Raw genomic sequence first — 25,786 nt, forward strand, 5'->3', positions numbered from 1 at the left:
GCAGGCCTCAGGCTTTGTCAGTCAGGTTTTTGCCGATCATCCGCACCAGAATGATCGCGGCGATGTTGGCGATGACCACGGCGATCAGGCCGCCGGCCGAGGCCATGCCGACGTCGAACTGCACCAGCGCCTGGTTGTAGATCAGGTAGGCGAGGTTGGTCGACGCGTAGCCGGGGCCACCGTTGGTGGTGGTGAAGATTTCGGCGAACACCGATAGCAGGAAGATGGTTTCAATCATCACGACTACGGCAATCGGGCGTGCCAGGTGCGGCAGGGTCAGGTGCCAGAAGATCGCGATCGGGCCGGCGCCGTCGAGGCGGGCGGCTTCTTTCTGTTCCTGGTCGAGGGACTGCATGGCGGTCATCAGGATCAGGATCGCGAAGGGCAGCCATTGCCACGAGACAATGATGATGATCGACAGCAGCGGGTAGTGAGCGAGCCAGTCCACCGGTTGCGCGCCGAACAGTTTCCAGATGTAGGCGAGGATCCCGGACACCGGGTGGAAGATCAGGTTCTTCCAGATCAAAGCGCCGACCGTGGGCATGATGAAGAACGGCGAAATCAGCATCACCCGCACGATGCCGCGACCGAAGAACTCGCTGGCCTCCAGCAGCGCACTGATCAATACGCCGAACACCACGCTGATCAGCAGCACGCTGCCCACCAGCAGCAAAGTGTTGGTGGCGCCGGGCATGAAGCCGGAGTCGGTCAGGAAGTAGGTGAAGTTTTCCAGCCCGACGAATTCGTTGGTGCCCGGGTCGAGCAGGTTATAGCGGATCATCGAGAAATAGACGGTCATGCCCAGCGGCACGATCATCCACAGCAGCAACAGGGCCACCGAAGGGCTGACCAGAAACCAGCCGGGATTGGCCACACGGCTTTTGCGCCGGGGCTGCGACAGGTCGATGTGGGCTTTGGCAGTTGAAGTATTCATGGTGATCACAACCGAGTCATACAGACCTATGGAGATCCCCGGTGGGAGCGGGCTTGCTCGCGAAGGCGTCGTGTCAGACAGCAAATGTTTCACTGATACACCGCTTTCGCGAGCAAGCCCGCTCCCACAGGAGGCAGGAGCGAGCTTTGCGAGTTACTTCGGATAACCCGCGCGCTTCATCTCGCGTTCGGTGGTTTGCTGGGCAGCGGTCAACGCCTGGTCGACCGTGGTCTGGCCGATCAGCGCTGCCGAGAACAGCTTGCCGACCTGGGTGCCCACGCCCTGGAATTCAGGAATGGTCACCAGTTGGATGCCGATATACGGCACAGGTTTGAGGGTCGGTTTGCTCGGATCAGCCGCTTTCAGCGATTCCAGCGTGACCTTGGCAAACGGCGCGGCGCTCATGTAAGCGTCGCTGTAGGTCGACGCGCGGGTGCCCGGCGGAACGTTGGCGATGCCGTCGGTCTTGGCGACCAGTTCGCCGTACTCTTTGGAAGTGGCCCAGGCGCTGAATTGCTTGGCGGCATCCTTGGCCTTGGAGCTGGTCGGAATCGCCAGCGCCCACGAGTACAGCCACGCCGAACCTTTGTCGGTGACCTGATGCGGCGCGTAGGTGAAGCCGACGTGATCGGCGACCTTGCTTTGAGTCTTGTCGGTGACGAACGAGCCGGCGACGCTGGCATCGACCCACATCGCGCATTTGCCGCTGTTGAACAGGGCGAGGTTTTCGTTGAAACCGTTGCTGGATGCACCGGGCGGGCCGGACTTCTTCATGGTGTCGACGTAGAAGTTCAGCGCGTTTTTCCATTCCGGACCGTTGAATTCCGGTTTCCACTGCTCATCGAACCAGCGCGCGCCATAGGCATTGGCCACGGTGGTGATGAGCGCGATGTTTTCGCCCCAGCCGGCCTTGCCGCGCAGGCAGATGCCGTACTGTTCCTTATCCTTGTTGGTGAGTTTTTCGGCGAAGCCTGCGATCTGTTCCCAGGTCGGACGCTCCGGCATGGTCAGGCCGGCGTCCTTGAACAGGTCGGTGCGGTAATAGGTGATCGAGCTTTCGGCGTAGAACGGCAGGGCGTACAGCGAACCCTTGACCGACAGGCCTTCGCGCACCGACGGGAACACATCGTCGAGGGCGTAATTGGCCGGCAGATCCTTCATCGGTTCGAGCCAGCCTTTTGCACCCCAGAGTGCGGCTTCGTACATGCCGATGGTCAACACATCGAACTGACCGCCCTGGGTGGCGATGTCGGTGGTCAGGCGTTGACGCAGAACGTTTTCTTCCAGCACCACCCAATTGAGCTTGATGTCCGGATGCTCGGTCTCGAAGGTTTTCGAGAGCTTTTGCATGCGGATCATGTCGCTGTTGTTGACGGTGGCGATGGTCAGGGTCTGGGCGCCAAGGCTGACGCTGCTGAGGGTCATGCAGGTGAGGGCCAGCAGAGCTTTTGCAGTGGGTTGCATCGTGCACTCCTTTTCTGCACCCGGCGGGGGCAGAAGGACAGTTATTGTTTTTGTGTTCTTCCGGCAGGGGAAGAATGTGCACTGATTACAGCCTTCTAACGCAGGGCTGACAAATCATCCCTAGCACTTGAATCGATACTTTTTTGCACTCGGGATTGGCGCGATAAACGCAGGGAAGGGCGTTTCAGAAGGGCGGCAGCCATGAATCCGTACAGGTTTTACCCGGTCAGCCGTGGTTTTGCTCGGTCAGGCGCTGCACCACCAGCCGCCGATAATGCGACGGCGTCATGCCTTTGAGCTGCTGAAAGCGCCGATTGAAATTGGAAATATTGTTGAAGCCCGACTCGAAACACACCTCGGTCACCGGTTTGTCACCGTCCGCCAGCAGCTCGCAGGATTTGCTGATGCGCAGGCGATTGACGAATTCGATGAAATTGCGCCCGGTGGCCTGCTTGAACACGCGGCTGAAATACGTCGGCTTCATGCCCAGATGTTCGGCGACTTCCTCCAGCGGCAATTCGCGAGCGTAGTGGGCGAAGATGTAATCCACCGCCCGGTTGGTGCGGTCAATGTTGTGCTCGTCGGCCAATTGCGGGGTGGTTGCGCCGGACAGGAGTTGGTAGTCGTCGGTGGCGGCCAGCAATTCCATCAGGATGAAAAAGTGCCCGAGACGGGTGATGCCCTTGGTATCGGCGATCTTCTGCAGCAGGTTCGTCGCTTGGCGAATGGTGCGCGGGCAGCGGAACTCGATACCGTATTGCGCACGCTCCAGCAGCGGTGCCAGGGTCTTCAGCTCGGCGAACACCTGATGACCGCTTTCGAACAGCTCATCGGTGAAGTTGACCAGCATGTCGCGCTTTTCGACCACTTCATCTTCGGCCACCTGGCTGATCCAGTTGTGCGGTAGATTGGGACCGGTCAGGAACAGCGTCTGCGGGTAGAAATTGCCGATGTAGTCGCCGATGAACACCTTGCCCGAACTGGCCACGATCAGGTGCAGTTCGTATTCCTTGTGAAAGTGCCAGCGCACCAGCGGGCAGGGGAAACCGTGCTGGCGATAGATGATGGACAACCCGTTGTGGTCATCCATCAGTTCATAAGAGGGGTCGGTGACGCGGGCTGTTCGGCTCATGATCGGGCGCTTTTTTTGTTATCGCCCGGCGATCATGCCTCTTGTCGCGCCGGTTGCGCCAGTTTCCATTGCGGCTCAGCGCGAGCGTTGGCCGGCCTTGAGCACGTTGGCGACCCGGCAAAACTCCATCAGGTCGGACTCTTCCATGAAGTCGACGTTAATGATGTTGCACTTCAATGCCCAATCACTTTTATCCAGATCGAACCAGTCGTTAAGCGAACCATGGATATCGACGGGACCGCCCAGCGCGGTGTAACTGGTGGCGGACAGAGACCAGGGTCTCCAGCTGCCTGGCGGGTTTTGCAGAACACGCTCAATGAACTTCTTCAACTCACCGGGGCTGGTGATGCCGTTTCCGGACCATTGATGATCGATATGGCTGTGGAATAACTTGTGGTCCAGTTGCCAGTGCGAGATGGCTGCAGCAAAAACCCGTTGTGTCTTGTTGACTTGCTTGAGGTCTCCAAGGCTGAGGGACTGATTGTTGCGCGGGATCATGCGATGTCCCAGATACTGCACCATCAGTTTATTGAAGTGTTCGTAATCGAAGTTATCACCGTCCAGGCTGTGAAAATCCAGAACAATGAACTCGTCGGGGTTGTTTTCAAGAAAAGTATTGATGTCTACCACCAGATTTCCCAACGTTCGGGAGTTTCGATGGCCATTGTGGTGCATGACGAATTTCTCCAGGCCTTCGGCCTTGGCGTTATAGGTCAGGCGAATGTCGAGCGCCCGGGCCCCATGATCCAGCTGCGCATGAAAACTGTCATGCTGACACGCCAGCCAGTGCCGCGGAGGGCCTAAAAGCGGGTAGGAGGAGCTCCAGTCACTGCCTGCGTTGTGAGTGCCGGGCAACGTCAGTTCGCTGATGTTCAGCGAGTCAATGGCGGGGGTCGTCCCCATCCAGTTGGAAGTGCTCATGATTACATCCTGCATAAGTTATTGAATAAGAATGGCGTCTTGTTGAATATTCAAGACGCCACTTGCAGGATGTTTATAAGGTTTAAGCGTTTGGCTGGCTATTCGAGGAGTGATGCAAGTTGTTGGGTATTGTATTTATAGTTTTCCAGAGTATTTATTTGTTCTGGTTTTTGGCCTCGATCCACTGAGCCATATATTGCGTGCTCTTGTGTGAATGATGTCGCAACATGCTTCCAGTAAAATTTTTACGTCTTAGTTGGTTAATGTTGTCTCGGCACTCCAGCAGTTTATTGATCAGTGCCGGCCCATGAATGGCTTGCGGATAAACATTCTTGAGTAGCGCGTACCCCTGAGACTGGGCCGCATGCCAACGGGCTTCGTCGCGATACAGTTCCACCGCGGCATTGGCCAGTTCCTGCGCCGTACGGCAAACAGCGCCCGGCCAAGGCTGATCGGTGTGCATACCCTCGGCGCCGATGGGCGTGGTGATACTCGGCGTGCCGCAGAGCATCGCATCAATCAATTTGCCCTTGATTCCAGCGCCAAAACGCAAGGGCGCCAGGCAGATGCGCGCATCGGACATGACCTGCAACGCATCCTCGGCCCAGTTCATGATGTGAAAGCCCTGGGCGGCATTGTGCAAGGCCGCTGCTTTGGGCGGCGTGTAGGCGCCGTAGAGGTGCAGTTGGGCTTTTGGCAGTTGCTCGCGGATCAGCGGCCAGACGGTGGATTTCATCCACAACACGGCGTCCCAGTTCGGCGCGTGACGGAAGTTGCCGATACTCAGGAAGTGCGCGCGCTCCTCGAAGGGTTTCGCTGGCGTGCTCGGTGGCTCGACCATCAAGGGGCACCAGTGCAACAGCTCGGGTGGCAATTTGAACTGCTGCACCAGCAACTCGATTTCCACCTGCGAGATCATCAGGTTCAGGTCGCAGCGATACAGCGCGGCAATCTCGCGTTTGGCCAGATCGGTGTCCGCCATCAGCTCGAACTCTTCAGCCAGCGCCGGGGCAAACAGCTCAGCGAAGTCGTTGGCGTCATCGCTGAGCTTCAGCCGGTCCTTCAGCCGCTGATGCCGTGCATGCCGCAGGCTTTGCAGATCCGAGGTTTCCAGAACGCGCAGGGCGTTTGGGCAGTGCTTCTCGACGCGCCAGCCGAACTGTTCTTCAATCATGAACTGGTCGAACAGCACGATATCCGGGGCGAGTTCGCTGATGAAGATGTCGAAGCTGCTGTTATTCAGTTCAATCGGGACTTCGCGAATGCCCAGAGCAGTCAGATCGGCGCGATGTTCACCGGTGCCGGCCGGGCTGGCAAAGGTGATTTGCCAGCCCTGTTGCAGGAACGTCTCGAGAATCTGCATCACATGCCCGCTCGCGGCGGAGGAGCGGGGTTCCGGCCAGACGTAACCAATGACGAGGACTTTGGTTGCGGGCTGACTCATGAGAAACGGTTCCTGGGACGAATTGACGGAAAAAAGGCGCGCGGATTAGACCATAACCCACGTGTCGAGTGATCCGTTTTTATCGGGTGTACGTCGGGCAAGTCCGAGCGAGAAAGCCACCGGCAGGGCGCGTGACAGCTCTACTCAGGCATCGACGTCTCGTGCTCAGGATTGCTCTAGAACGGATTTGACCTTGTCACGCAATTGATCAATGGAAAATGGCTTGCCGATCACATGCATGTCCGCCGGCACTTCAATCGTCTCGGCGTAACCGCTGGCGAACAGAATCGGCAGACCAGCGCGAATATTGCGGGCCTCAGTGGCCAGCTGACGGCCGTCCATGATCGGCAGGCCGACGTCGGTCATCATCAGGTCGATGTGCTGGTTCACGTCCTTGAGGATTTCCAGCGCCTGTTCGCTGCCGTCCGCTTCCAGGACCTTGAACTCCAATTCCTCCAGCACGTCGACGATCAGCATGCGCACGATGGCGTCGTCTTCTACTACAAGGATGGTGGACGCGGTGCTGGACATAGTGGCGGCTCTCAAGAATGGGTGATGGGGCGCCGGTCGATCAAAAATGCCGGGCTCTTGCATGAGTAAGTGGCGCATAGCCACAAGTTCCCGGATGGATACAAAAAAGCATAGGCGCAAACGGGCGGGCAAGGATAACCGTTGGCCTGGGATTCGGCGCAGGCAATTGTGGGAAAACAGTACTAAAACTGTGAGAAAAATGGATCCATGCCGCCGTTTTGGGGCAAACTCCCTGGTTTTCAACAGTTCGACAAGGCTGCCACATGTCCTCTCCGTCTTCGGTTGATGAGCAACGGTTTCGCAAACTCCTGAGCCGCAACGTCAGTTTGCCGTTGGGCGTCGGCGTCGTCAGTGCCGTGTTCTTCATTTCGCTGATCACTTATCTGTTGTCCGTGATCCAGTGGGTGGAGCACACCGACCGGGTGATCAATAACGCCAACGAAGCGGTGAAACTCACCGTGGACCTGGAAACCGGCATGCGCGGGTTTCTGCTCAGCGGCGACGAGCATTTCCTCGACCCTTACGAGACGGCCAAGCCGCGCATCGCCGTGGCGTTGAGTACTTTGCTTGAGCTGACCGCCGACAATCCCGCGCAGACCGATCGCCTGCGCCGCCTTCAGGCGTTGCAAGCCGAGTGGGCGACCTATGCGCAATCGATGATCGACCTGCAACGCACCAGCGGTGACTACAAGGCAGCGGTCAAGGCGGGGAAGGGCAAGCGCCTGACCGATGAAGTGCGCAAGCAGTTTGACGATGTGATTGAAACCGAACAGTTGCTGCGCGCCTCACGCAACGAAGACGTGCGCCGCACCACGATTTGGAGTATCAGCCTTTATCTGCTGTTCGTGGCGGGCATCAGCGGTCTGCTGGCCTATGTAGGCCGGCGCGATCTGCTCACCCTGTCCCAAAGTTATGGCGCGACCCTGGCGGCACAAGAAGCCAGTGCCCATCGTCTGGAGCAGCAAGCCTGGCTGCGCAACGGGCAGACCCAGCTTGCAGAGCAGGTCTTGGGGCAACTGACGCTCAACCTGCTGGGGCGCAACATTCTGCAGTTCTGCGCCCAGTACCTTGGCACCGCTGTGGCCGCGCTCTATGTACGCGAAGAACATGGCGGCCTCAAGCGCGTGGCGACTTATGGGTTCTCTCGCGAGCAGGAGCAACAGGATCAATCGATCTACAGCGATGAAGGCCTTGTCGGTCAGGTTGCCCAGCAGGCGCGGCTGATTCGTCTCGATTCGGTGCCGTCCGACTATTTCAAGGTCAGTTCCGGTCTGGGCGAAGGCCTGCCGCACAGCGTGCTGGTGGTGCCGACCAGCGATGACGATCGGGTCAACGGCGTGATCGAACTGGGTTTCCTGCGGCCGCTTACCGATCGCGATGTTGCACTGCTGGAGCTGATCGCCGGCAACATCGGGACCTCCATCGAAGCGGCGCGCTATCGCCAGCGCTTGCAGGAAGTGCTGGCCGAAACCCAGCAGCTCAACGAAGAGTTGCAGGTACAACAGGAAGAGCTGAAAACCGCCAACGAAGAGCTGGAAGAACAGTCGCGGATTCTCAAGGAATCCCAGGCGCATCTGGAAACCCAGCAAGTCGAGCTGGAACAGACCAACGAGCAACTGGCCGAACAGGCCCAGACCCTGGCCGAGCAGCGCGACGCCATGGACCAGAAAAACACCGAGCTCAATCAGGCCCAGGTGCAGCTCGAAGAACGCGCCGAAGAGCTGCAGCGTTCGAGCAAGTACAAATCCGAATTCCTGGCCAACATGTCCCACGAACTGCGCACACCGCTGAACAGCTCGCTGATCCTGGCCAAGCTGCTGGCGGAAAACCCGCAGGACAACCTCAGCGCCGAGCAGGTCAAGTTTGCCGAGTCGATCTATTCTGCCGGCAACGATCTACTGAACCTGATCAACGACATTCTCGACATTTCCAAGGTGGAAGCCGGCAAACTCGAAGTGATGCCAGAAAACACCAGTGTCGCGCGCCTTGCCGACGGCCTGCGCAGCGTGTTCGAACCGTTGGCGGCGGACAAGAAACTGACGTTCACCGTTGAGTTGCAGCCTGATGCGCCGATCACTCTGTTTACCGATCGCCAGCGTCTGGAACAGGTAATCAAGAACCTGCTGTCCAACGCCGTGAAATTCACCGAGCACGGCACGGTCAGTCTGACCATCGCCGGCCAGCCGGACGATCGCATCGCCTTCATCGTGCGCGACTCGGGTATCGGAATTGCGCAGGACCAGCAGGAAAGCATTTTCGAAGCCTTCCGCCAGGCCGACGGCACCACCAACCGCAAATACGGCGGCACTGGCTTGGGCCTGTCGATCTCCCGGGATCTGGCGACGTTGCTGGGCGGTTCGATCAGCGTCAGCAGCGCGCCGGGGCAGGGCAGTGCCTTCACGCTGGTGTTGCCGCAGCAATACAGCGAGCCGGGCGACACGCCGGTTGTGCCGCTGACCTTCAGCCCGCCGGCTTCTACTCCGGTCATAGCGCCTGTCGCAGCGGTTTCGCCTCTGGCGCCTGTCGACATCCCGCGTTTCAACGATGACCGCAACAAGGCACCGTTCGCTACCCGTTGCATTCTGGTGGTGGAAGACGAGCCGAATTTCGCTCACATCCTCTACGATCTGGCCCATGAACTGGGTTATCAGTGCCTGGTCGCCCACGGCGCCGATGAAGGTTACGACCTGGCGAAAGAGTTCGTGCCGGACGCGATCCTGCTGGACATGCGCCTGCCGGACCACTCGGGCCTGACCGTCCTGCAACGCCTGAAAGAACACGCCGAAACCCGCCACATCCCGGTGCACGTGATTTCCGTGGAAGACCGCGTCGAAGCGGCAATGCACATGGGCGCCATCGGTTATGCGGTCAAGCCGACCACCCGCGAAGAGCTCAAGGACGTGTTCGCCCGTCTTGAAGCCAAGCTGACCCAAAAGGTCAAACGCGTGCTGCTGGTCGAGGACGACGATCTGCAACGGGAAAGCATCGCCCGACTGATCGGCGACGATGACATCGAAATCACCGCTGTGGGCCTGGCGCAGGACGCGCTGGAGCTGCTGCGCACGACGATCTTCGATTGCATGGTCATCGACCTGAAGCTGCCGGACATGCTCGGCAACGACCTGCTCAAACGCATGTCCACCGAGGACATCTGCTCGTTCCCGCCAGTGATCGTCTACACCGGACGCAATCTGACCCGCGACGAAGAGGCCGATCTGCGCAAGTATTCGCGCTCGATCATCATCAAGGGCGCGCGCTCGCCGGAACGTCTGCTGGACGAGGTCACACTCTTTCTGCACAAAGTCGAATCGCAGTTGTCCCATGAACGGCAGAAGATGCTCAAGACCGCCCGCAGTCGCGACAAGGTCTTCGAAGGTCGCAAAGTTCTGCTGGTGGACGACGATGTGCGCAACATCTTCGCCCTGACCAGCGCGCTGGAAACCAAGGGTGCAGTCGTGGTGATCGGCCGTAACGGTCGTGAAGCGATTGAAAAACTGAATGAAGTCGAGGACATCGACCTGGTGCTGATGGACGTGATGATGCCGGAAATGGATGGTTTTGAAGCCACCATGGAAATCCGCAAGGATCCGCGCTGGCGCAAGCTGCCGATCATCGCGGTGACGGCCAAGGCCATGAAGGACGATCAGGAACGCTGCCTGCAGGCGGGCGCCAATGATTACCTGGCCAAGCCCATCGACCTGGATCGCCTGTTCTCGCTGATTCGCGTGTGGTTACCGAAGATGGAACGCATTTAGTGGAACGTAGTAATCCCGTTGAACGAAACAGTGAAATCGAACTGCGGCTGCTGATCGAGGCGATCTACCTCAAATACAGCTATGACTTTCGCGATTACTCCGGCGCCTCGATCAAGCGCCGGGTGCAGCATGCGTTGAGTCAGTTCGAGTGCGCGACCATCTCGGCCTTGCAGGAGAAAGTCCTGCACGACCCGACGGCGTTCATGCAGTTGCTGCAATTGCTGACGATCCCGGTCAGCGAGATGTTCCGCGATCCGTCGCACTTCCTGGCGATCCGCCAGGAGGTGGTGCCGCTGCTCAAGACCTATCCGTCGATCAAGATCTGGATCGCCGGCTGCAGCACCGGCGAGGAGGTCTACTCAATGGCGATCCTGCTGCGCGAAGAAGGTCTGCTCGACCGCACGATCATCTACGCCACCGACATCAACCCGCGCTCGCTGGACAAGGCCAAGCAGGGGATCTTTTCGATGGAGAACGTGCGCGCCTACACCGCCAATTATCAGCAGGCCGGCGGTCAGCGCTCGTTCGCCGACTACTACACTGCAGCCTATGGCTACGCGATTTTCGACAAGAGCCTGTGCGAGAACGTGACCTTCGCCGATCACAGCCTGGCGACCGATAGTGTATTCTCCGAAACTCAATTAATTTCGTGTCGTAACGTGTTGATTTACTTCAATAAAAAACTTCAGGATCGAGCGTTCGGGTTGTTCCATGAGTCGTTGTGTCATCGTGGTTTTCTGGTACTGGGCAGCAAGGAAACTCTGGACTTTTCCGGCTACTCCAACCAGTTCGAGCCGCTGGTGAAACAAGAACGGATCTACCGCAAATCATGAACAGTGCAGCGGATTTGCCTCGTGTCGAGGCGATTGTGGTCGGAGCTTCCGCCGGTGGCGTCGAAGCTTTGTTGACGATGCTCGGTTCATTGAGGGCCGGGTTCGGGCTGCCGATCATCATCGTCCTGCATCTGCCGGAAGAGCGCCGCAGCCAGCTCGCCGATGTGTTTTCCCGGCGACTGGCGCTGCCGGTCGCTGAAGCCATCGACAAGCAGGACATAACGCCTGGCACCGTGTACTTCGCGACGCCGGGTTATCACTTGTCGGTAGAACAGGATTTCAGCCTGTCGCTGAGCCTTGAAGACCGTCTGCATCACTCGCGGCCTTCAATCGATTTTCTGTTCGAATCCGCCGCCGATGCCTACGGGCCGGCGCTGGCCGCCGTGTTGCTGACCGGCGCCAACCACGATGGCGCGCGGGGCCTGGCGCAGGTCAAACGCCAGGGCGGGCTGACCATCGTGCAGGACCCGGACGAAGCGCAGGTCGCGACCATGCCCCGGGCGGCGCTGAAGACGCATCAACCGGATTACATACTTCCCATCCACGGCATCGGCCGTCTGCTTGTCGAGCTGGAACGAATCGCATGCTGAGTAATATCCAGGCAAAACTGCTGATCGTCGACGATCTGCCCGAGAACCTGCTGGCCCTCGAAGCGCTGATCAAACGCGAAGACCGCACCGTCTACAAAGCGCTGTCGGCGGACGAAGCGCTGTCGCTGCTGCTGCAACACGAATTCGCCATGGCCATCCTCGACGTGCAGATGCCTGGCATGAACGGCTTCGAGCTGGCCGAGCTGATGCGTGGCACCGAGAAAACCAAGAACATCCCGATCATCTTTGTCAGCGCCGCCGGCCGTGAACTCAATTACGCGTTCAAGGGCTATGAAAGCGGTGCGGTGGATTTCCTGCACAAGCCGCTGGATATCCACGCGGTGAAGAGCAAGGTCAACGTCTTCGTCGACCTGTACCGCCAGAGCAAGGCGATGAAGCAACAGGTCGAAGCCCTCGAGCAGAGCCGTCGCGAGCAGGAAGCGCTGTTGCAGCAACTGCAAAGCACCCAGGGCGAACTGGAGCAGGCGGTGCGCATGCGTGACGATTTCATGTCGATCGTCGCCCACGAAGTGCGCACGCCGCTCAACGGCCTTATCCTCGAAACCCAACTGCGCAAGATGCACCTGGCCCGGGACAACGCCGCCGCTTTCACCCTCGACAAGATGCACGCCATGGTCGACCGCGACGAGCGCCAGATCAAAAGCCTGATCCGCCTGATCGAGGACATGCTCGACGTGTCGCGGATCCGCACCGGCAAGCTGTCGATCCGACCGAGTCGCTTCGATCTCGCGCAACTGGTGGGCACTCTACTGGAGAATTTCGCCCAGCAGATCGAAGCCGCCGAGACCGAAGTCAGCTTCACCGCGACCGAGCCGGTGGAAGGGCAGTGGGACGAATTCCGTATCGAGCAGGTGGTGTCGAACCTGCTGACCAACGCGTTGCGTTATGGCGGCAAAAGTCCGATCCAGGTACGGGTTTATCGCGAAGGCAATGAAGCCCGGGTCGAAGTTCAGGATCAGGGCATCGGCATCAGCGAGGAGAACCAGAAACGCATTTTTCAACAGTTCGAACGGGTCTCTGCCAAGACGGTGGTGGCCGGCCTCGGGCTGGGTCTGTTCATTTCCGAGCAGATCGTCGCCGCCCATGGCGGCTCCATCGTCGTCGAAAGCAAGATCAACGAGGGCGCCCTGTTTCGCGTTTGTCTGCCGCTCCAGGAAAACGGCAAAACAAACGCAACCTCTGAGTGACCACACGGTCGTATCAGCAGCTATTGACCGAACAAAGGCTTCCCATGAGCGTAGATGCACAAGATGTAGTACTCGTCGTCGAGGACGAACCGGTGATCCTGATGGTCCTGACCGATTATTTGTCAGGCCAGGGCTATCGCGTATTGCAGGCCGAAAACGGCGAGCAGGCGTTCGAAATTCTGGCGAGCAAGCCGCATCTGGACATGTTGATTACTGATTTCCGCCTGCCTGGCGGGATCTCCGGCGTGCAGATCGCCGAGCCCGCCGTCAAGTTGCGCCCTGATCTGAAGGTGATCTTCATCAGTGGTTATCCGCAGGAAATCCGCGAGACCGGCAGCCCTATTACCCGTCGGGCGCCGATCCTGGAAAAACCGTTCGATCTGGATGTGTTGCAGGAGAAGATTCAGGAATTGCTGGCCTGAGGCGTTAACCGCCTCAGCTCTTGATCATTTCCCGCACCTTCGCCGTCAACAGATCGAAGGTGAACGGCTTGGTGATCATCTGCATGCCAGGATCCAGGAAGCCGCCGCGCACCGCCGCGTGTTCGGCATAACCTGTGATGAACAGGACCTTCAGGTCTGGCCGGTATTGCCGGCCGATTTCCGCCAGTTGCCGTCCGTTCATGCCCGGCAGGCCGACGTCGCTGATCAGCAGATCGATGCGTTGCTCCGAATCCAGAATCGGCATGGCACCGTCAGCATCGCCGGCTTCGACAAACCCGTAACCCAATTCACTCAATACCGCGCTGACCAGCACGCGCACGGCCGGGTCGTCTTCGACGATCAAGACGGTTTCGCCTTCCACGGCGTTCGGCGCCTGCTCCGTGTCCGCTGGCGCGTGAGGCAGTGATTCGCCCTGGAAGCGCGGCAGATAGAGTTTGACCGTGGTGCCCTCGTCGATTTTGCTGTCGATCGACACATGACCACCGGATTGCTTGCTGAACCCATAGATCATCGAAAGGCCCAACCCGGTGCCCTGGCCGATTGGCTTGGTGGTGAAAAACGGGTCGAACGCGCGATTGATCACGCTCTCCGGCATGCCGCAACCATTGTCGGTCACGCTCAATACGACGTAATCACCGGGCTCAAGATTGCTATAGGTCGCGGTGTAGTCGCGATCCAGCACCTGATTGCCCGTCTCGACCACCAGATTGCCGCCGTCGGGCATCGCGTCGCGTGCGTTGATCACCAGGTTGAGCAGGGCGCTTTCCAGTTGGTTGGGGTCGGCCTCGGCCACCCACAATTGTTCGTGCAGGCGCATGTCCAGTTGAATGCTTTCGTTGAGGCTGCGTTGCAGCAGTTCGCCCATCGACTGCACCAGCTCGTTCATCTGCACGGCTTTGGAGTCCAGCGACTGGCGACGGGAGAACGCCAGCAACCGATGGGTCAGGCCGGCGGCGCGGTTGGCCGAAGTCACACCGAGGTCGATCAGGCTGTCGAGATCATCCAGGCGGCCACGGGCCAACCGACGGCGTAGCAATTCAAGACTGCCGATGATGCCGGTCAGCATGTTGTTGAAGTCGTGGGCGATACCGCCGGTGAGCTGGCCGACCGCTTCCATCTTCTGCGACTGGCGCAGGGCTTCTTCGTTGTGCCGTAGTTGCGCTGTGCGTTCTTCGACTTGCTGCTCGAGGGTTTCGAGGGTCGATTGCAGGCGTCGCTCGCTATTGCTCAGATCGATCAGGCGGTCGCGGGCCTCGTACTGTCGTCGTCGCCCGCGCAGGGCGGTGGAAATCAGGCTGACCAACGTTGCCGGATGAAAAGGGCGCTCAAGGAACGTCACGTTGCCCAGTAATTTGCTGAGCTGCGACGAAGGTCCTTGTCCGGATCCGCCGTGATGGGTGAGCAAGACAATTGGCAAGTCCGACCACGCCGGTTGTTGCTCCAGATACAGCAGCAGGCCTTCGAGTTCCGGACCATTCAGGGCCTCGGCCGCGATCAGCAGCAGCCCGGCGCCGGGTTCAAGTTCGGTGCACAGGGTGGCCAGATCGGGCGTGATCAGGCCACCGTAGCCGGCCTCGTTGAGGATCATCAGCGCAACCTGGCTGTCGCGACCCAGGGGCGCAAGGATCAGCGCCCGTTCCGACAGCGGTACGGTGACGGTCACAAGTTGTCATCCTTGAGCAGCGGGTTACTCGCGCCGAGGTAGGTGGGGACGCCGCGCAGCACGCCCTGGAACGCTTCCAGCGGCTCACCGATGGTCATGCCTTGCGTGGAAATGCGATATTCGCGAATGGTCGATTCATGGCTGCCGGTGCGTTTCTTGATGATCGAAATCGCCCGACGCACTTTACCGAGGGCTTCGAAGTAGCGCAGCAGAATCACCGTGTCGGCGAGGTACGTGATGTCGACCGGAGCCTGCATGTCGCCGACCAGTCCATGCTGGGCGACGGTCATGAACGTCGCGGCGCCCTTGCGGTTCAGGTACAGCAACAGTTCGTGCATGTGCAATACCAGCGCGTTCTCTTCCGGCATCGCGGCCTGATAGCCGTTGATGCTGTCGATCACAACGGTCTTGATGTCACCTTCATCGACGCAGCGTCGCACCCGGTGGGAAAACTCGCCAGGAGAAAGCTCGGCAGCATCCACCTGTTCGATCAGCAGATTGCCGGTGGCCTGCAGGGCCTTGAGGTCGATGCCAATGTTATTCATGCGCTCGAACAGCAGGCCCAGTTCTTCGTCGAAAATGAACAGCGCGGCCTTTTCACCACGCGCCACGGCGGCTGCCGCGAAAATCATGGTGATCAAGGATTTGCCGGTCCCCGCCGGACCCAGAATCAGCGTGCTGGAGCCGGTTTCGATACCGCCGCCGAGCAGGGCGTCCATTTCCTTGATGCCGCTGGACAGTTGCAGCCGTGGGTAATCGCCCCGGTGCTCGGCCGCCACCAGGCGCGGGAAGACGTGCACGCCATCGCCCATGATGGTGAAGTCATGGAAGCCTCCGCGGTATTTCTGGCCTCGGTACTTGATCACCCGCACGCGACGGCGTTCGGCGCCATAGTTAGGGGTCAGTTCTTCGAGGCGGATCACGCCGTGAGCGACACTGTGCACGGTTTTGTCGAGGGATTCGGTGGTCAGGTCATCGAGCAGCAATACCGTGGCGTCGTAGCGCACGAAGTAATGCTTGATCGCCAGGATCTGTCGACGGTAGCGCAGGGAGCTTTGCGCCAGCAGGCGGATTTCCGAGAGGCTGTCGAGTACGACCCGGGTGGGTTTGAAGCGCTCGACCACTTCGAAAATCTGCTTGGTTGCTTCGCCCAGTTCAAGGTCCGAGGAGTACAGCAGACTTTGATGATGCTCGGCGTTGAGCAGGCTTTCCGGGGGCGTCAGCTCGAAAATTTCGATGTTTTCGTTCAGTTCCCAACCGTGGGACGCCGCGCCCTGGCGCAATTCGCGCTCGGTTTCGGACAGCGTGATGTACAACGAACGTTCGCCGGCACGTGCGCCGGCCAGCAAAAAATGCAACGCGACTGTGGTTTTACCGGTTCCAGGCTCGCCCTCCAGCAAGAAAACATGACTGCGGGACAAACCACCGGCCAGAATATCGTCGAGACCCTCGATGCCGGTGGCGGCTTTTGCACTGATCAACGCGTTCGATGTAGACAAAAAATGCCCTCTCATGACTAGGGGAAACGCGGCAGCGGGCGCCGGGCGCCGTTTTGGCACTGCCTGATTACTTGACCTTTTGCCGTGACGGCGGTTCCGATTTTCTTGCGGGATGTGTCGCGAAGGCCGCTAGAGACCTTGCTGAAGCGAGGGATCGTCCGGATTCATCTGTTCGAGCTGGGCCAGCAGGATCTGCACGTTCTGCAACTGACCGCTTTCTTTCCAGTAGTTGATCAGCAGCACCCGCGCCTTGCGGTCGGCGGGGTGGCGCTGGACGATTTCCTGCAGCTGCTTTTGCGCCGCTTCCAGTTCTTCGGCGCTGTGCAGGGTGGTGGCGAGATCGTAGCGGTAGTCCTTGTTATCGGGCTCGAGCTCTACGGCTTTGGACAAACCGAGCAGGGCGTACTCGCGTTGATCGTGATGCAGCAGCCAGAGGCCCAGCGCGTGTTGCAGATAAGCCGAATCGGGTTGGGCCTTCAATTGTCGGGCGAGCAATTGCCGCGCGGCATCGCTCTGGCCTTGGCGGTCGAGTACTTCGATCTGCATCACCAGCGCCGGCAAGTTGCCCGGGTCGAGGCGCAGGGTTTGTTCCAGCGCTTCCTGTGCCTGTTTCAGTTCGGCGTTGTGCAGATACAGGCGCGCCAGTTGCGCATAATTGGCGGCGCTTTCCGGCTGGGCCTTCAGCGCCTGTTCCCACACGTCGATGCCTTGCTGGAGCGGCGCGAAATACAGGCCCAGTTGATCCGGAGACAAGCCGAGCAGGGCGTTGATCGCGGCGAAGCGGACGGTCTGATCTTCATCGTCGAGCAACGGACCCAGCAGCAGGCTGCGCTGCCCGCCCGGCACCAGGCCGGTCACGCTTTTGATTGCTGCCAGCCGTACATCCGGCGACTCGTTTTGCAGATCGGCGTCCGCCAGCTTCAAGGCCTGCGGGCTTGGGTAATTGGGCAACTCGGCATGCAGCCAGACACGCCGTTTGACCGACAGATCCGGACGCCCCAGTTGCTGATACAAAACCCGCGCGGCACCCGGTTGGCCAGCCCGAGCGGCGGCCAGCGCTTCGCTGTACCCATGTTTGATCGCTTCCGGTACTACGGGCGCGGTACTGCGCAATGACAGCCAGGCCACGAAGAGGACCAGCACAAGGCCGAGGCTGATGAGCAAATAGCGGCGAGACTGAGGCATGCGAATTTCCGAAACTTTCGTTTTGTAGCGGAGGTCGCAAGCTTCTGTCAGCTCGCGCCGTGAGTCAAACCCTCTGCCCGATATGGCCTACTACAGGCGTTGAATCGACCTACAACTCGTGTCGACCCTGTTCGCCGTCATGCCCTCCTTGCAGTGTCTACGCTTGCAGAAGTTGTTTCGAAGAGGCTACCCATGCAATCCCTGCTTATTTATTTCAAGGCGGTGATCCACCCCAGCCAGGCAGTGCTGCTGTTTGGTTTGCGCACCATTGCCGCCGGATTGCTGACCTTGTATCTGGCGTTCCTGTTCGATCTGGATCAACCGAAGTGGTCGATCATGGCCGTCGTTATCATCAGCCAGCCTCTGGCCGGGATGGCGCTGGCACGCAGCTTCGGGCAAATCATCGGGACGACCCTTGGCGCAGTGGTGGCAGTGCTGCTGATGGCGATCTTTCCCCAGGCGCCGTTGCCGTTCATCACGACTTTGGCGCTATGGCTGGCCCTGTGCACGGCTGGCGGCACGTTGTTGCGTTACACCAGCTCCCAGGCGTTCGTGCTTAGCGGGTATACCGCCGTGGTGGTGGCGCTATTGGCGATTCCGGATCAGGACGGCACCTTTCTGCTGGCGGTCACCCGGGTTACCGAAACCTTGCTGGCGGTGGCGTGCGTATGCGTGGTCAGCCTGCTAACGGCGCGGCCCGAAGCGGTATCACGCAACTATTTCGCGAAGGTCGATCAGGTGATCAAGCTCGCCGCCACCCATGCCGCCGCTGTGCTTCGCACCGAAGAAAGCGACGCGGACTTTCAGCGCCGGCAAATGCAGCTGCTGGGGGAAATCAGCGCCCTTGAAGGGCTGCGCCGGCATTTGTATTTCGATGCTCCGCGCCTGCGCAGTGCGAACAATCTGGTGCTGTTGCTGGGCAATCAGCTGATGCTGCTGACTTCGCGCCTGACCGCTTTGCGCCACCAGCGGGAATTGCTCACCGAGCGCTGGGAGGGCGATCTGCCGCTGGACATCCAGCAATTGCGCGCCGAGGAGCTGGCACTTCTTGATCAGCTCGCACAGCAAGGGCGCTCATTGTCGGCCGAGGTTCGGCACCAGTTCATCGCGCTGCAACAGCAATTCGAAGCGCTCGCCTACAAGGCCGAACAACTGACGGAAGACATGAGTGCAACCCTGCGCTCGCTGGCCTGGGCATTGCGCTGGGAACAGGCGCGGCTGTTGCAGCAGCTGGAGCAGATTCTCGAACTGAGCGACGCGATACAGGAAGGGCGGGAGGCCAGCTGCATGTTCCGTGGCCAGTCCAGCCCCTTGCACCTGGATTTTACCCTCGCGACGATGAACGCCATCCGCGCCTTCAGCGCGTTGCTGGTGGCCGGGTTGATCTGGATCGAAACCGCTTGGGACGGCGCGCGGGGCGGGATGATTCTGGTGGGGATTCTGTGTTCGTTGATGGCGACATTTCCACGTCCTTTAATTGCCGCGCAGAGTTACGCCCGAGGGCTGGGACTGGCCTTGTTGGTGTCGGCGTTCTATCAATTCATGCTGGTTCCGGCGATCAGCGATTTCGAAATGTTGGCCTTGTTGCTCGCGCCTTTGCTGTATGTGATCGCGGTCGGACTGTCCAGCCCGGCCACTGCCGGTATCGGAATGGGGCTGGGGCTGTCGAGTTTCCTGATGCTCGGTCCGCAGAACGTCGGCACCGGGCAGAACACCGCCATTCAATGGTTCGAATTCGCCGGAGCCTATGTCAGTGCAGCGATGCTGGCTCTGATTGTCTATGCCTGGATCTTCCCGTTCCGCCCGGCCTTTCGAATCAGGCGCTTTTATAACGAGGCGCGGGAGCAGGTCTACCAACTGACCAAGAGTCCGGCCACCGATGAGCAGCAATTCGCCTTCGAAAGTCGAATGGTCGATCGCCTGACCTCGATGCTGGGCGTGCTGCCGGCCGCCAATGATCGGGATATGCAGCGTTTGTATGAAATCAGTCTCGCCTGTGTAGCGCTGGGCGTGGCCATGCACCAGCTCAGGCAACAGGCACAGAACAATACTCTGCTCACTGACGCATTCGGTCGGCAGCTGTCGACGGCATTGCGTCAGACCGGCCGTTTCGTCGCCGGCCGACCGGACGTGCGCCTGACACCGTTGCTGACTACGCTGCATGCGCTCGGCGATGAGCTGGATGCCTTGCATGTCGCCACCCATGAGCACTTGTGGTCGGTGTTTCGCATGCGTGTGGCCCTGTTGATCGTGGTGTCGTTTCTGGAGCGACATGGCGAGCATTTGCAGCCCAACCGTCCTGAAGGAGAACCCGTCCTTGCCCATTGATTTCGAGATCGGCGGCGTTTACCTGCCACCCATCGCCCAGGCTTTGTTACTGGCCATACCGGTTTTTCTGCTGCTCGACTGGGGTTTGCGCCGGCTTGGCGTCCTGCGTTTTGTCTGGCACGAGGCGCTGTTCGAAGGCGCCTTGTACGCCTGTGTATGCGCCGCATTGATATTGCTGATGGGAGCCTGAAACCTTGAAGACGTTGCTCACTCGATTGACGACATTGGCGGTGGTGCTGCTGGCAATCGTGCTTGGCTGGTTCGCCTGGGAACATTACACCCGGGCCCCGTGGACGCGGGATGCGCGGGTGAGGGCGGATGTGGTGACGCTGTCGGCGGATGTTTCGGGCCGCATCGTCACACTGGCGGTGCAGGACAACCAGCATGTCGACAAGGGCCAGTTGCTGCTTGAGATCGATCCGGCGCGCTACAGCCTCGCCGTCGAGCATGCGAAGCGCTCGGTGGAGGTCTCAAAGGCCACGCTCGGGCAGTCGCAAGCGGCGATTGTCGCCAGCGAGGCATTGCTCAAACAACGCCAGAGTGAAGAGCGCCGGCGACGTACGCTCAAGCAAGGATTCGCGATTTCCGGTGAGGAGTGGGAGAAGTCCAGCACCGACGTGGCGGTGGCCCAGGCCGATCTGTTACGCAATCAGGCGAATCTCGGTCTGGCCGAAGCCAACGTGCAACTGGCGATTGCCGCGCTGACCCAGGCAGAACTGGATCTGCAACGCACCCGTGTCGAAGCGCCGGTCAGCGGTTATGTCACCAATCTGCTGACCCGTCAGGGGGATTACGCGGTGGCCGGCGGCGCGTTGCTGGCGCTGGTGGACAGTAGCTCCTTTTACGTCAGCGGCTATTTCGAGGAAACCAAACTGCCACGGATCGAGGAGGGTGATCGGGTGCGGATCGAATTGATGAGCGGGGAAAAATTCGGCGGCACCGTGCAAAGCATCGCCTTTGCCATTGCTGACCGGGAAAATGCGCCGGGCAGTCGATTGCTGGCCAACATCAACCCCAGCTACACCTGGGTGAAACTGGCGCAACGAGTACCCGTGCGGATCGGCATCGATCCCGATTACGCGGGCAAGGACCGACTGAGAGCCGGCACTACCGCCACGGTCACCGTGCTGGAAAACCATGAAAGACAGGTACAAAAAAGCCCCGCGACCGAATGATACGCGGGGCAAAAAATTTGGTTGGTTGCGGCCAACCAAAGGAGCTCTTTAAAAAACTGTTACTTGCTGGCGACCGTCTCTGGCTGCCAACCGCCACCGAGGGCCTTGTAGATCGCGACGATGCCGCGATACAGATCCACTTCGGCCTGGGCCTGGCTGTCTTCGGCGTTCAAACGTTCACGCTGGGCGTCGAGCAACACCAGGAAATCGGTGGTGCCTTCGCGGTAGCGAATCTCAGCGAGGTCGGCAGCCTTGCGGCTGGATTCGCTCTGACGGATCAGCGAGATCAGACGTTGCTGACGTTTGCCGTAATCACTGAAGGCGTTTTCCGACTCTTCCAGCGCGAGCAAGACTTGCTGCTCGTAGGTCGCCAGTGCGCCTTCGGCATCGGCATCGGCGCCGCGCAAACGGGCCCGCACGCTGCCAAGGTCAAACGCTGCCCAGGTGATGCTCGGGCCCAGAGCCCAGGCGTTGGCCGCCGAGGAACCGATCTGCGAACCACGCCCGGCCGTCCAGCCGAGGAAACCGCTGAGGCTGACCCGAGGAAACAGGTCGGCCTTGGCCACACCGATACGTGCCGTGGCCGACGCCAGTTTGCGTTCGGCGCTGAGGATGTCCGGACGACGCTGCAGCAGTTCGCCCGGATCACCGATCGGCAAGGCCTTGGCAATCGCCGGCAGGTCTTTCGGGCTCAGGTCGACGGTCAGTTTGTCCGGACGCTCACCCAGCAGGGTAGCGATGCGGTTTTTCTGCCGGGCCTGTTCCGCCTGCAACTGCGGCACACTGGCTTCGACCGACGCCAGACGGGCATCGGCCCGTTCAACATCGAGCTGATCACCAACGCCGGCGTCACGCAGGCTGATGGTGATCTTGCGCGACTCCTGCTGGTTGTTCAGGTTGGCCAGGGCGATCTTTTCCCGCAATTGAGCGCCGCGCAGTTGACCGTAAGCGTCCACCAGTTCGGCAATCATGGTGACTTGCAGTTGGTACAGATCGGCTTCGGCCGCTTGCTGGTCGGCGTCGCTGGCTTCCAGATTGCGCTGGATGCGTCCGAACAGGTCCAGCTCCCAGGCCATATCCAGCCCCAGGTCATAGCGCTCGCTATTGACCCGGTTGGTGGTCTGACCCGGGATCTGACCTTTGGCCAGATCGCTGCTGGCGCGGCTGGTGATGGTCGGCATCGCATCGTTGCTGGCGTCGTCGCGGATCGCCCGGGCGGCTTTCCAGCGGGCGAATGCCACGCGCAGTTCACGGTTGCCTTGCAGCGATTGAGTCACCAACTGGTTGAGGGTCGGATCGTCGAACTGCTGCCACCAGATGCCTTCGAATTTCGAACGGTCGAAGTTCTTCTGGCCGGCGGCGCCGTCGGTGGCGGACGTGATGTTCGCCGCCTCCGTCGTCGGGGTCTTGTAGTCAGGGCCGACGGCGCAGGCACTCAGGGCCAGCACCAGCAGGCTCGGCAGGAAGACTTTCAGACTCATTGGTGCGCCTCCAGTGGCTTTTGAAGATTTTGCGCCTTGGCCGCTTTGCGCGCTTCGCTGCGCTCCACGAAATTGCGGATCAGCACATAGAACACGGGGGTCAGCAGCAGACCGAAGAAGGTCACACCGAGCATCCCGGAGAACACCGCCACACCCATGGCGTGACGCATCTCGGCACCGGCACCGCTGGAGAACACCAGTGGCACCACACCCATGATGAACGCGAACGAAGTCATCAGGATCGGCCGCAGACGCAGACGGCAGGCTTCCAGTACGGCGGCCAGCGGATCGAGGCCTTCTTCCTGCTTATCCTTGGCGAACTCGACGATCAGAATCGCGTTCTTACACGCCAGGCCCACCAGTACGATCAAGCCGATCTGGGTGAAGATGTTGTTGTCGCCGCCAGAGATGATCACACCGGTGATGGCCGACAGCAGGGTCATCGGTACGATCAGGATCACCGCCAGTGGCAGGCTCCAGCTTTCGTATTGAGCCGCGAGCACCAGGAATGCCAGCAGTACGCAGAGCGGGAACACGAACAGCGCGGTGTTGCCGGACAGAATCTGCTGGTAGGTCAGGTCGGTCCACTCGTAGGTCATGCCGTTCGGAAGTTCATCCTTGAGCAGTTTCTCGATGGCTTTTTCGGCCTGGCCAGAGCTGTAGCCCGGAGCTGCCGCACCGTTGATCTCAGCGGTGATGAAGCCGTTGTAGTGCATCACGCGATCCGGGCCCGAGGTGTCGCTGACCTTGATGAAGGTCGCCAGCGGGATCATTTCGCCTTTGTTGTTGCGTACTTTCAGCTGGCCGATCTGGTCGGATTCGAGGCGGAACTGTTGCTCTGCCTGAACGTTGACCTGATAGGTACGACCGAAGCGGTTGAAGTCGTTGGCATACAGCGAACCCAGGTAGATCTGCAGGGTGTCGAAGATGTCGCTGACGGCCACGCCGTGGGTCTTGGCTTTTTCGCGGTCGATGGCGGCATCGACCTGCGGCACGTTCACGGTGTAGCTGGTGAACAGGTTGGCCAGTTCCGGAACGTTATGGCTCTTGGCAATAATGTTCATGGTTTCCTTGTACAGCTCTTCGTAGCCCAGGTTGCCCCGGTCTTCGATTTGCAGGCGGAAACCACCAATGGTGCCCAGGCCTTGTACCGGCGGCGGCGGGAAGATCGCCATGTAGGCTTCCTGAATCCCGGCGTACTGGCCGTTCAAGGCACCGGCAATCGCACCGGCGGACATGCTCGGGTCTTTACGCTCGTCGAACGGTTTCAGGGTCACGAACACGATGCCGGCGTTCGGGCTGTTGGTGAAGCCGTTGATCGACAGGCCCGGGAACGCTACGGCGCTTTCCACGCCAGGCTGTTTCAGTGCCAGGTCGGACATGCGTTTGATCACGTCTTCGGTACGGTCCAGGCTCGCGGCGTCCGGCAGTTGCGCGAAGGCCACCAGGTATTGCTTGTCCTGGCCGGGTACGAATCCGGTCGGCGTGCTGGAGAAACCGAAGAAGGTCAGCACCATCAGACCTGCGTACAGGAAGAGGGCGATGCCGCTGCCACGGATAACCCGGCGCACGGTACCGACGTAACCATGGCTGGCGCGGTCGAAGAAACGGTTGAACGGACGGAACAGCCAGCCACCGAAGATCTTGTCCAGCACTCGCGAGAAGCGGTCTTTCGGTGCGTCGTGACCTTTAAGCAACACAGCGGCCAGCGCTGGCGACAGGGTCAGCGAGTTGAAGGCCGAGATCACGGTCGAGATCGCGATGGTCAGTGCGAACTGCTTGTAGAACTGACCGGTGAGGCCCGAGATGAATGCCGCCGGTACGAACACCGCACACAGCACCAGCGCCGTGGCAATGATCGGACCGGTCACTTCGCCCATGGCCTTTTTGGTCGCATCGAAAGGGTTGAGCCCCAGTTCAATGTTCCGTTCGACGTTCTCAACCACCACGATGGCGTCGTCCACCACGATACCGATCGCCAGTACCAGGCCGAACAGCGACAGCGCGTTGAGCGAGAAGCCGAACAGGTGCATCACCGCAAACGTACCGATCAACGATACCGGCACCGCCACCAACGGAATGATCGAGGCGCGCCAGGTCTGCAGGAACAGAATCACTACCAGAACCACGAGAATCAGTGCTTCGAAGAGGGTGTGAACCACCGCCTCGATAGAGCCGCGCACGAAGATCGTCGGGTCATAGACGATGCTGTAGTCCATGCCTTGCGGGAAGCTTTTCTTCAGTTCTTCCATCTTGCCGCGAACTTCGTTCGAGATTTCGATGGCGTTGGAGCCAGGACGCTGGAAGATCGGGATCGCTACGGCCGGCTGGTTGTTCAGCAACGAACGCAGGGCGTACTGGCTGGAACCCAGTTCGACGCGAGCGATGTCCTTCAAGCGGGTGATTTCACCATTGTCACCGGCGCGAATGACGATGTTCTCGAACTCTTCCTCGGTGACCAGGCGGCCTTGAGTGTTGATCGACAACTGGAAGCTTTGCGCAGTCGGGGCAGGAGGAGCACCCAGTTGACCGGCGGCCACCTGACGGTTCTGCTCACGAATCGCGGTCACCACATCAGTCGCGGTCAGATTGCGCGAAGCGGTCTTGTTCGGGTCAAGCCATACACGCAGCGAGTAGTCGCCCATACCGAACAGCTGCACGTCACCGACACCGCCGAGGCGAGCGAGCTCGTCCTTGATGTTGAGGATCGCGTAGTTGGACAGGTACAGCATGTCGTAGCGTTTGTCCGGCGAGGTCAAGTGCACAACCATGGTCAGGTCGGGCGAAGCCTTGTCGACGGTGATACCGATGCGCGTCACTTCTTCTGGAAGTTTCGGCTCGGTCCGGGTCACGCGGTTCTGAACTTGCACCTGCGCGTTATCCAGGTCAGTGCCCAGCGCGAAGGTGATGGTCAGGGTGATCTTGCCGTCAGCGGTGGATTGCGAGGACATGTACAACATGTTCTCGACGCCGGTGATGGCTTGCTCCAGCGGAGCCGCCACGGTTTCACCGATGACTTTTGGGTTGGCGCCCGGGAAGTTGGCACGCACCACCACGGTCGGTGGCACGACTTCCGGGTATTCGCTGATCGGCAACTGGAACAGCGAAATCGCACCGGCGATCAGGATCAGCAGCGACAGCACCGCTGCGAAGATCGGCCGTGAAATGAAGAATTGGGAAAAATTCATCGGAGTTGTCGT

At 59.7% G+C, this 25,786-nt stretch carries 19 protein-coding genes; 8 read left to right on the forward strand and 11 right to left on the reverse strand.

Annotation, left to right across the window (positions count from 1 at the left end; genetic code table 11):
* Positions 1 to 7: 7 nt before the first annotated feature.
* The 6 genes from ABTV87_RS14380 to ABTV87_RS14405 all read right to left on the reverse strand — a co-directional run bounded on the left by ABTV87_RS14380 (position 8) and on the right by ABTV87_RS14405 (position 6,426).
* The gene (locus ABTV87_RS14380) at positions 8 to 934 is read right to left on the reverse strand and encodes a carbohydrate ABC transporter permease (RefSeq protein WP_039768250.1); all 927 of its coding nucleotides are present in this window, start codon (positions 932 to 934) and stop codon (positions 8 to 10) included.
* Between the two features lie 153 nt (positions 935 to 1,087).
* Complete coding sequence (locus ABTV87_RS14385) at positions 1,088 to 2,398, reverse strand: ABC transporter substrate-binding protein (protein ID WP_221533323.1); 1,311 nt, start codon at positions 2,396 to 2,398, stop codon at positions 1,088 to 1,090.
* Positions 2,399 to 2,624: 226 nt separating this feature from the next.
* Positions 2,625 to 3,530 carry an AraC family transcriptional regulator gene (locus ABTV87_RS14390; RefSeq protein ID WP_085603832.1) on the reverse strand — a complete coding sequence of 302 codons (906 nt, stop codon included), beginning with the start codon at positions 3,528 to 3,530 and terminating at the stop codon, positions 2,625 to 2,627.
* A gap of 75 nt (positions 3,531 to 3,605) precedes the next feature.
* Positions 3,606 to 4,451: a phospholipase gene (locus ABTV87_RS14395; protein ID WP_433899816.1), complete on the reverse strand. Its 846-nt coding sequence runs from the start codon at positions 4,449 to 4,451 to the stop codon at positions 3,606 to 3,608.
* A 154-nt stretch (positions 4,452 to 4,605) separates the two neighbouring features.
* The gene (locus ABTV87_RS14400; RefSeq protein WP_221533321.1) at positions 4,606 to 5,895 is read right to left on the reverse strand and encodes a glycosyltransferase; all 1,290 of its coding nucleotides are present in this window, start codon (positions 5,893 to 5,895) and stop codon (positions 4,606 to 4,608) included.
* Between the two features lie 165 nt (positions 5,896 to 6,060).
* The gene (locus ABTV87_RS14405; protein ID WP_085603823.1) at positions 6,061 to 6,426 is read right to left on the reverse strand and encodes a response regulator; all 366 of its coding nucleotides are present in this window, start codon (positions 6,424 to 6,426) and stop codon (positions 6,061 to 6,063) included.
* A gap of 263 nt (positions 6,427 to 6,689) precedes the next feature.
* On the opposite strand from ABTV87_RS14405, the gene ABTV87_RS14410 reads away from it, so the two are divergent.
* From ABTV87_RS14410 to ABTV87_RS14430, 5 genes are read left to right on the forward strand one after another with little or no spacing between them, the layout of a single operon-like run.
* A complete protein-coding gene (locus tag ABTV87_RS14410) occupies positions 6,690 to 10,181 on the forward strand; it encodes a response regulator (protein ID WP_433899817.1) in 3,492 nt (1,163 codons plus the stop codon).
* A complete protein-coding gene (locus ABTV87_RS14415; protein ID WP_085603817.1) occupies positions 10,181 to 11,014 on the forward strand; it encodes a CheR family methyltransferase in 834 nt (277 codons plus the stop codon). Before ABTV87_RS14410 ends, ABTV87_RS14415 begins: the two co-directional genes overlap by 1 nt.
* Positions 11,011 to 11,604 (forward strand): chemotaxis protein CheB, encoded by a 594-nt coding sequence (locus ABTV87_RS14420; protein ID WP_375747077.1) that lies wholly within the window; start codon positions 11,011 to 11,013, stop codon positions 11,602 to 11,604. The genes ABTV87_RS14415 and ABTV87_RS14420 overlap by 4 nt, the downstream gene beginning before the upstream one ends.
* Positions 11,598 to 12,812 (forward strand): hybrid sensor histidine kinase/response regulator, encoded by a 1,215-nt coding sequence (locus ABTV87_RS14425; RefSeq protein ID WP_085603811.1) that lies wholly within the window; start codon positions 11,598 to 11,600, stop codon positions 12,810 to 12,812. Before ABTV87_RS14420 ends, ABTV87_RS14425 begins: the two co-directional genes overlap by 7 nt.
* Positions 12,813 to 12,856: 44 nt before the next feature.
* Positions 12,857 to 13,234, forward strand: a complete 378-nt coding sequence (locus ABTV87_RS14430; RefSeq protein WP_007954537.1) for a response regulator — start codon at positions 12,857 to 12,859, stop codon at positions 13,232 to 13,234.
* A gap of 13 nt (positions 13,235 to 13,247) precedes the next feature.
* Here the strand turns inward: ABTV87_RS14430 and ABTV87_RS14435 are convergent, their stop codons facing one another.
* The 3 genes from ABTV87_RS14435 to ABTV87_RS14445 all read right to left on the reverse strand — a co-directional run bounded on the left by ABTV87_RS14435 (position 13,248) and on the right by ABTV87_RS14445 (position 17,602).
* A complete protein-coding gene (locus ABTV87_RS14435) occupies positions 13,248 to 14,918 on the reverse strand; it encodes an ATP-binding protein (RefSeq protein ID WP_221533317.1) in 1,671 nt (556 codons plus the stop codon).
* On the reverse strand, positions 14,915 to 16,417 hold the full coding sequence (locus ABTV87_RS14440; protein ID WP_433899818.1) for an ATPase domain-containing protein: 1,503 nt from the start codon (positions 16,415 to 16,417) through the stop codon (positions 14,915 to 14,917). Before ABTV87_RS14440 ends, ABTV87_RS14435 begins: the two co-directional genes overlap by 4 nt.
* A gap of 129 nt (positions 16,418 to 16,546) precedes the next feature.
* Complete coding sequence (locus ABTV87_RS14445) at positions 16,547 to 17,602, reverse strand: tetratricopeptide repeat protein (protein WP_085603802.1); 1,056 nt, start codon at positions 17,600 to 17,602, stop codon at positions 16,547 to 16,549.
* Between the two features lie 192 nt (positions 17,603 to 17,794).
* Here ABTV87_RS14445 and ABTV87_RS14450 point away from each other — a divergent pair, with 192 nt between their 5' ends.
* From ABTV87_RS14450 to ABTV87_RS14460, 3 genes are read left to right on the forward strand one after another with little or no spacing between them, the layout of a single operon-like run.
* Complete coding sequence (locus ABTV87_RS14450) at positions 17,795 to 19,930, forward strand: FUSC family protein (protein ID WP_433899819.1); 2,136 nt, start codon at positions 17,795 to 17,797, stop codon at positions 19,928 to 19,930.
* Positions 19,920 to 20,120 (forward strand): DUF1656 domain-containing protein, encoded by a 201-nt coding sequence (locus ABTV87_RS14455; protein ID WP_039768281.1) that lies wholly within the window; start codon positions 19,920 to 19,922, stop codon positions 20,118 to 20,120. Before ABTV87_RS14450 ends, ABTV87_RS14455 begins: the two co-directional genes overlap by 11 nt.
* Positions 20,121 to 20,124: 4 nt before the next feature.
* Positions 20,125 to 21,105: a biotin/lipoyl-binding protein gene (locus tag ABTV87_RS14460; RefSeq protein WP_085603797.1), complete on the forward strand. Its 981-nt coding sequence runs from the start codon at positions 20,125 to 20,127 to the stop codon at positions 21,103 to 21,105.
* 59 nt (positions 21,106 to 21,164) lie between these two features.
* Here the strand turns inward: ABTV87_RS14460 and ABTV87_RS14465 are convergent, their stop codons facing one another.
* Together ABTV87_RS14465 and ABTV87_RS14470 are read right to left on the reverse strand one after the other, a co-directional pair.
* A complete protein-coding gene (locus ABTV87_RS14465; RefSeq protein ID WP_127798089.1) occupies positions 21,165 to 22,586 on the reverse strand; it encodes an efflux transporter outer membrane subunit in 1,422 nt (473 codons plus the stop codon).
* Positions 22,583 to 25,774: an efflux RND transporter permease subunit gene (locus ABTV87_RS14470; protein WP_085603791.1), complete on the reverse strand. Its 3,192-nt coding sequence runs from the start codon at positions 25,772 to 25,774 to the stop codon at positions 22,583 to 22,585. The genes ABTV87_RS14465 and ABTV87_RS14470 overlap by 4 nt, the downstream gene beginning before the upstream one ends.
* Between the last annotated feature and the right edge of the window lie 12 nt (positions 25,775 to 25,786).

This window comes from Pseudomonas sp. PSE1(2024), from assembly GCF_050990555.1.
Lineage (GTDB): Bacteria > Pseudomonadota > Gammaproteobacteria > Pseudomonadales > Pseudomonadaceae > Aquipseudomonas > Aquipseudomonas aphyarum.